The organism is Methylobacterium indicum, assembly GCF_001043895.1.
In the GTDB taxonomy this organism is placed as follows: domain Bacteria; phylum Pseudomonadota; class Alphaproteobacteria; order Rhizobiales; family Beijerinckiaceae; genus Methylobacterium; species Methylobacterium indicum.
The window spans coordinates 1-6,654 of the sequence record NZ_JTHF01000174.1; the positions used below are offsets into that span (position 1 = coordinate 1).

A 6,654-nucleotide genomic window follows, 5' to 3' on the forward strand; every position below is an offset into this window, starting at 1 on the left:
CGGCGGCGGGCATCGATGGCCCGATCGACGACGCCGCCGACCAGAAGGGTCAGGAGAAGGAAGACGGTGCCGAGAGCGAGCGGCAGGTAGGCGCCGAGGCCGCACAGGATGCCCAGGGCCGCCGTCACCCAGATCGATGCAGCGGTGGTGAGGCCGTGGACCTGGTTTCCCTCCCCCTTCAGGATCACGCCGGCACCGAGAAAGCCGATGCCCGTGATGGTGCCCTGGATCGCCCGGCTGGCATTGGCGTCGGTCCCGTCCCCGGCAAAGCCCGACCCGGCCATGGTCACGAGGGCCGCGCCGAGGGCGACGAGACCCAGCGTCCGCACGCCCACGGGCTTGGAGTGCATCTCGCGATTGACCCCGACGAGGCCGCCCGCGAGGACCGCGGCGCCCAGGCGCAAGGCGATGTCGAGAACCGACATCATCGCTCGAGGACCGCGCGACGGTGCGACGCCCGGCGGGCCCCGCCCTCCTGCCTCCGGATGCCACCCGCCCGATTCCCGTCGCCGGCAGCCGGTCCCCCAGCGCCCGACCGCGCGACAGGACGACCGCCCGCGTAATCGCACGGAAGCAGGGGCGCGAGGTCGGGTGATGAGACCATCGGGAACGAGGACCGGTTCGAAGGACGCGGCGGCGTCCTCCCGGGGTTTCGCCCGGAACGGTTAAGGTCGCGTATGGGTGTGGGTGGCGAGGATCCGGTTCACCCACCGTCATCCGCTATGACGGATGAATCGTTCGATCAAAACGCGGGCATTTACCCGATCGCAACGGTCGGGAATCAACAATCGCGCGTCGCCTTCCATGCCGCGCCGCGACACGCGGGCAGACCTGCGAGCCGCGAGATGGCCGGGAAACCCGCGGATCACCGCGACGTCCATATCGGCAGCCTCATCGAGGAACGCCGCCTGCGCGCCGGCCTCAGCCGCGAGGCCCTGGCCGCGCCTCTGGGCGTGTCCCTGTCCCAGCTCGGCAAATACCTCAAGGGCGCCAACCGCCTGAGTGCGACCGACCTCGACGTGGTGGCGCGGATCATCGGTGTGCCGGTCGGGTTCTTCTTCGAGGACATGCCGGGGCGCGATCTGCCCTCCCCCGGGTTCGGCGACCGTCCGCAGGCGCGCCTGGAGATCCAGGCCGGGTGGACCGATTTCGCGCAGGCCGTCGCCCGGGCGGCCGACGCCCACCTGGACGAGGAGCGCCGCCAGGCCCTCGGCAGCCTCGTGCGCGCCGTCGATCAGGCCCTGTCCGGGCAACAGCCGTTCGATAAAGCGAACGACTCCGGTCCATCGGATTGACGTTCGGGATTCCGGCTGCCAGAACCCCGCTGATCGATATGTCGGGCAGGGTCGGTCGGTGCGCCGCGCTCGACGGGACCTTGAGGGCTTCGCATCCTATGCCGCGTTCCAACTACCTGTTCACCAGCGAGTCGGTCTCCGAGGGTCACCCGGACAAGGTCTGCGACCGCATCTCCGACACCGTCGTCGACGCCTATCTGGCCGAGATGCCGGAAGCCCGCCTCGGCGTCGAGACCCTGGCGACGACCAACCGGATCGTCATCGCCGGCGAGGTGCGCGGCCCCGACACCGTGACCTTCAAGGACCTGGAGGAGCTGACCCGCGCGGCCGTGAAGGACATCGGCTACGAGCAGGACGGCTTCCACTGGAAGAACAACGACGTCGCCATCTACCTGCACGCCCAGTCCGCCGACATCGCCCAGGGCGTCGATGCCGCGGGCAACAAGGACGAGGGCGCGGGCGACCAGGGCATCATGTTCGGCTACGCGTCCGACGAGACGCCCGCCCTGATGCCGGCGCCAATCTACTACGCCCACAAGATCCTCAAGGATCTGGCCGACGCCCGCAAGGCGAAGTCCGGCGACGCGGCCAAGCTCGGGCCGGACGCCAAGAGCCAGGTCACCGTGCGCTACGTCGACGGCCGCCCGGTCGAGGCGACGCAGATCGTCCTCTCGACCCAGCACCTCGACGAGTCGCTCGATTCGGCCGGCGTGCGCGCCATCGTCGAGCCCTACATCCGCGCGGCCCTGCCCGAGAGCTGGGTCACCGACGGCACGGTGTGGCACGTCAACCCGACCGGCAAGTTCGTGATCGGCGGCCCCGACGGCGATGCCGGCCTGACCGGCCGCAAGATCATCGTGGACACCTACGGCGGCGCGGCGCCGCACGGCGGCGGCGCCTTCTCGGGCAAGGATCCGACGAAGGTCGACCGCTCGGCGGCCTACGCGGCCCGCTATCTCGCCAAGAACGTCGTCGCCGCCGGCCTCGCCCGCAAGGCCACGATCCAGCTCGCCTACGCCATCGGCGTCGCCAAGCCGCTGTCGATCTACGTCGACCTGCACGGCACCGGCGAGGTCGACGAGGCCAAGCTCGAATCGGTCCTGGGGCAGCTCGTCGACCTGTCGCCCCGCGGCATCCGCACCCATCTCGGCCTCAACAAGCCGATCTACGCCCGCACCTCGGCCTACGGTCATTTCGGCCGCGAGCCCGAGGCCGATGGCGGCTTCTCCTGGGAGCGGACCGACCTCGTCAGCCAGCTCAAGAGCGCCCTCGCCTGAACCAGTCCCCCAGCACGAAAGCGGCGCACGATCGCATCGCGGTCGTGCGCCGCCGTCGTTCGATGTTTGCGGCCTTGTCGTCGACGAACCGGTTGCCACCTCGTCGGACAATGCTCTAGCGGGACGTCCATACGCCCCTTCCTCGGCACCGGGACACCATGGACGACCACGATACCGACGCGAGCCCCGAGCGGGCCCGCGCCTTCTACGGCCGGCGCAAGGGCAAGCGCCTGCGCCCGGGCCAGGAGGAGCGCCTCGCCGACCTCCTGCCGCGCCTGCGCCTGCCCGAAGCGGGCCCCCTCGACCCCGCCGCCCTCTTCCCGCGTCCGGTCGCCGAGACCTGGCTCGAGATCGGCTTCGGCGGCGGCGAGCACCTCGCCGCGCAGGCCCGGCTCAATCCGGGCACCGGCATCATCGGCTGCGACCCCTTCGTCAACGGCGTGGTGAAGCTTCTGCGCACCGTCGACGAGGAAGAGCTCGACACCGTCCGGTTCTGGGACCGGGACGCGATGGAGCTGCTGCCCCGGCTGCCGGATGCCAGCATCGGGCGGGTGTTCCTGCTCTATCCCGATCCCTGGCCGAAGCGCCGGCAGCGCAAGCGCCGCTTCGTCTCGGAGGAATCGCTGACCGAGATCGCCCGGGTGCTCAAGCCCGGCGGCGAGTTCCGCTTCGCCTCCGACATCGACGACTACGTCGGCTGGACCCTGGTGCGGGCCGCCGCGTGCACCGCCCTGCGCTGGACCGCGACCCGCAGCGCCGACTGGACCACCCCGTGGCCGGAATGGCCGGGCACCCGCTACGAGGCGAAGACCACCGCCGAGGGGCGCCGCCCGACCTACCTGACCTTCGTGCGGGTGTGAGCCGCCGGGCCGATCGCTGTCGCGGCGCATCGGCCCATGCTACGATCGCGGCATGACCGCGGTCGCCTTCGACACCCTCAAATTCGCCCGCGCCCTGCGCGAGCGGGCGCACCTCTCCGCCGAACAGGCGGAGGGGCTGTCGGAGGTCTTCGCCGAGGCGGTCCAGGGCGGCCTGCCGACCCGGGCCGACCTGCAGAGCCTCGAAGGCTCGGCGCATGCCGAGTTCGCCGCGATCCGCTCCGAGATGGCGGCGTTCCGGGTCGAGACCCGGAACGAGTTCGCGGCCGTCCGCTCCGAACTGAAGGCGGAGTTCGCGGCCATCCGGTCGGAAGTCGCAGCGTTCAAAGCCGAAACCCGGAACGAGTTCGCTGCCGTCCGGACGGAGATCGCGGCATTCAAGCTCGAGACCCGGAACGAGTTCGCGGCCGTTCGCTCTGAAATGAAGACCGAGTTCGCGGCCGTTCGGTCGGAGATGAAGACCGAGTTCGCGGCCGTCCGGTCGGAGATGAAGACCGAGTTCGCAGCCGTCCGTGCGGATATGAAGCTTCTCGAACAACGGATGACGATCAAGCTCGGCGCCATGCTGGTGGCGCTGGTCGGCATTCTGCTCGCCGCGATCCGCTACATGCCGGCACGCTGAGGCGCGCGGCGTTTCGGACGCGGATCTCGACCGGTACGTGCTTTACCGCACCGCCGGGGCGACGCCGACGTTCGACCTTGCCGCCGGACGCGCGGAGGGGCATGTTTTTCCACGAAACCGCCAAGCCGGGCCGGGCGGAGCCTCACGACCCGGGACCTCGCGCAGGAGGCGGGGTGCGGGGAGACCCGTCCGTCTCCCCCGACCATCAGGAATGCGCCGCCTTGGACCAGAGGCCCGACGCCGCCCCCGGCCTGCCGGACGAACTCTCCCGTTTCGCCTTCGAGGCCGCACCGGTCGGCCTTGCCTGCGTGAACGGGTCGGACGGGCGCATCGCGGCCGCCAACCCGGCGCTGGCCGCCCTGCTCGGCGTTGCGCCGGAGAACCTGATCGGCCGAGTGCTCGGCGAGAGGGGCGGCGATTCGGCGGATGGGGAGACCCGAGAGACGGTCTGGCACCGGGCGGACGGGACGACGGTCCGCCTCAGGCTGCGCAGCGGACCCGAGCGGCAGGCATTCCGGATCGTCTCGGTCGACGCCCTTGCGGAAGCCCCCGCATTCCGGCTGGATCCTCTCCGGGAGCAGGCGCATCTGGCGCTCGCCTCCGCGGGCCTCGGCGAGTGGAGCTGGAGCCCGGCGGACGGCCGCGTCGTCCTGTCGGACCGGGCCGCCGCGATCCTCGGCCTGCCGGCCGGGGCGACGCCGACCTGGGCCGTCCTGCGGGAGGCGATCGCCCGCGACGATCTCGACCGGCTCCGCGCGACCGTCGAGGACGCCGTCGCCAAGGCGAACCCCTACGCGGTCGAGCTGCGGTACCGCCGGGCGTCGGACGGCCAGGAGGCCTGGATCTCGGCCCGCGGCCGCGCGATCCCGGGGCCGGACGGGGCGCTCGCCGGCATGGTCGGCATCGTTCAGGACGTGACCGCCCGCGAGGAGGCGCGGCGCGCCCTGCACGACCGCGAGCAGCGGCTGCGGGTCGCGACCACGGTCGCGGCGCTCGGCATCTTCGAGTGGCACGTACTGGCCGACCAGTCGCTCTGGGAAAACGAGCGCATGTGGGAGATCTTCGGTCGCCGGCCGCAGGACGGCACCATCAGCATGCGCGAGTTCTTCCGTACGGTGGTCCACCCGGAGGACAAGGCGGGCTTCCGCCAGGCCGTGACGGCGGCGCTCCACAGCGACGGAGTCCTGCACGCGACGACCCGCATCCGCCGCCGCGGCAGCGCCGGGGCCGACACGGTCTGGCGCACCATCGAAATGGCCGGTCGCTTCGAGCGCGACGGGCCGGCGGGCCTGCCGAGTCGTCTGATCGGCGTCGTCGCCGACATCACCGACCGGCGGCTCGCCGAGGAGCGCCAGTCGCTGCTGATCCGCGAGCTGCACCACCGCGTGAAGAACACGCTCGCCACCGTCCAGGCGATCGTCGGGTCGACCGCCCGCACCGCGTCGAGCATCGACAGCTTCTACGAAGCCTTCGTCGGCCGCATCATGTCGCTCGCCCACACCCATTCGGTGCTGACCGAGGACGTCTGGCAGACCGCCTCCCTGCGCAACCTGCTGGAGAACGAGTTGCGCCCCTATGCCGACGGCGCGATGCAGCCGGGCACCGGCGGGCGGGTGGAACTCGACGGGCCGGCGGTCGACCTGCCCTCCGAGATCGCGGTGCCGATCGGCATGGCGATCCATGAGCTGACCACCAACGCCGCCAAGTACGGCGCCCTGTCGAACCGGGCCGGGCGGGTGCGGATCCGCTGGAGCGTGGAGCCCGGGACGGATCGGCCGCGGCTGCGTTTCCAGTGGCAGGAATCCGGCGGTCCCGCGGTAGCACCGCCGACGCGCCAAGGCTTCGGCTCGCGGCTGCTGCAGCGGGTCCTGACGACCCAGGTCCAGGCCGAGGTCGCGACCGACTACGCGCCGGGCGGCTTCGCGCTGACCATGCTGGCGCCGCTGCCCGCCCGCAACGCCGCGCTCAACCCGCTGGCGGCCCTCTGAGCGGGCGGGGCCGTGAGCGGGCGGGGCTGACCCGTCACGCGCTGCGGGCTGCCCCCTCGCCGCCGGCACTGCGGAACGCCTTCAACTCCTCGATCGACGCGAAGTGGAAGCGTCCGGCCGGCGTCTCGGCGTCGATCGTGCCGTCGGCATACATCGTGTAGGTGTTGTCGCCGGCATCGTAGGTCCCGATCACGGCCTTGCCGGCCGGCTCCTCGGGGGCCGGCGGCTCGGGAACGGGCTCCGCCCGCGGGGGCTCCTCGGCGACGGGCTCGGGGGCCGGAGCCGGCTCGGCGGGCGTCTCCTCCACGACCGGCTCCGGCTCGGAAGAAACGGGCAGATGAGGTTCGGGCAGGTGAGGTTCGGGATCTTGCCGTTCGGCTTCCGCGGGCGGCGGCGCGGCCTCGACGACCGGCTCCGGCAAGCGAGCCTCGGACAAGTACGGCTCCGGCGCGGCCGCGGCAGGCTCCTGCGGCACGGCATCCGACGGGACGGGCTGGTGATGCTCGGCCTGTCGGGGCTCGTGCGGCGGAACCGGATCGGCATCCTCGGCCCGATGCAGGCGGAGTTCGCCGGCGGCGAACTCCGCCTGCATCG

The 6,654-nt window shown here is 71.7% G+C and carries 8 protein-coding genes; 6 read left to right on the forward strand and 2 right to left on the reverse strand.

The annotated features are described in order from the left end of the window. The coding region (locus tag QR78_RS20340) for an MgtC/SapB family protein (RefSeq protein ID WP_244278492.1) at nucleotides 1–425 on the reverse strand (425 nt) is incomplete at its 3' end. Between the two features lie 297 nt (nucleotides 426–722). On the opposite strand from QR78_RS20340, the gene QR78_RS20345 reads away from it, so the two are divergent. The 5 genes from QR78_RS20345 (at nucleotide 723) to QR78_RS20370 (ending at nucleotide 6,060) form a co-directional block, all read left to right on the forward strand. Continuing rightward, nucleotides 723–1,295: a helix-turn-helix domain-containing protein gene (locus tag QR78_RS20345; RefSeq protein ID WP_244276445.1), complete on the forward strand. Its 573-nt coding sequence runs from the start codon at nucleotides 723–725 to the stop codon at nucleotides 1,293–1,295. 98 nt (nucleotides 1,296–1,393) lie between these two features. Next, entirely contained in the window at nucleotides 1,394–2,572 is a 1,179-nt protein-coding gene (metK, locus tag QR78_RS20350) for a methionine adenosyltransferase (protein ID WP_048429399.1), read from the forward strand. A gap of 158 nt (nucleotides 2,573–2,730) precedes the next feature. Then, nucleotides 2,731–3,432, forward strand: coding sequence for a tRNA (guanine(46)-N(7))-methyltransferase TrmB (trmB, locus tag QR78_RS20355; RefSeq protein WP_048429400.1), 702 nt, complete (start codon nucleotides 2,731–2,733; stop codon nucleotides 3,430–3,432). A gap of 52 nt (nucleotides 3,433–3,484) precedes the next feature. After that, complete coding sequence (locus QR78_RS32030) at nucleotides 3,485–4,072, forward strand: CCDC90 family protein (RefSeq protein ID WP_053221003.1); 588 nt, start codon at nucleotides 3,485–3,487, stop codon at nucleotides 4,070–4,072. 221 nt (nucleotides 4,073–4,293) lie between these two features. Then, entirely contained in the window at nucleotides 4,294–6,060 is a 1,767-nt protein-coding gene (locus tag QR78_RS20370; protein WP_048429401.1) for a sensor histidine kinase, read from the forward strand. 34 nt (nucleotides 6,061–6,094) lie between these two features. On the opposite strand, the gene QR78_RS32035 is transcribed toward QR78_RS20370, so the two are convergent. Beyond that, nucleotides 6,095–6,367, reverse strand: coding sequence for a hypothetical protein (locus QR78_RS32035; protein WP_053221004.1), 273 nt, complete (start codon nucleotides 6,365–6,367; stop codon nucleotides 6,095–6,097). A gap of 45 nt (nucleotides 6,368–6,412) precedes the next feature. On the opposite strand from QR78_RS32035, the gene QR78_RS32040 reads away from it, so the two are divergent. Further along, on the forward strand, nucleotides 6,413–6,654 hold a 242-nt coding region (locus QR78_RS32040; RefSeq protein ID WP_141657947.1), incomplete at its 3' end, for a hypothetical protein.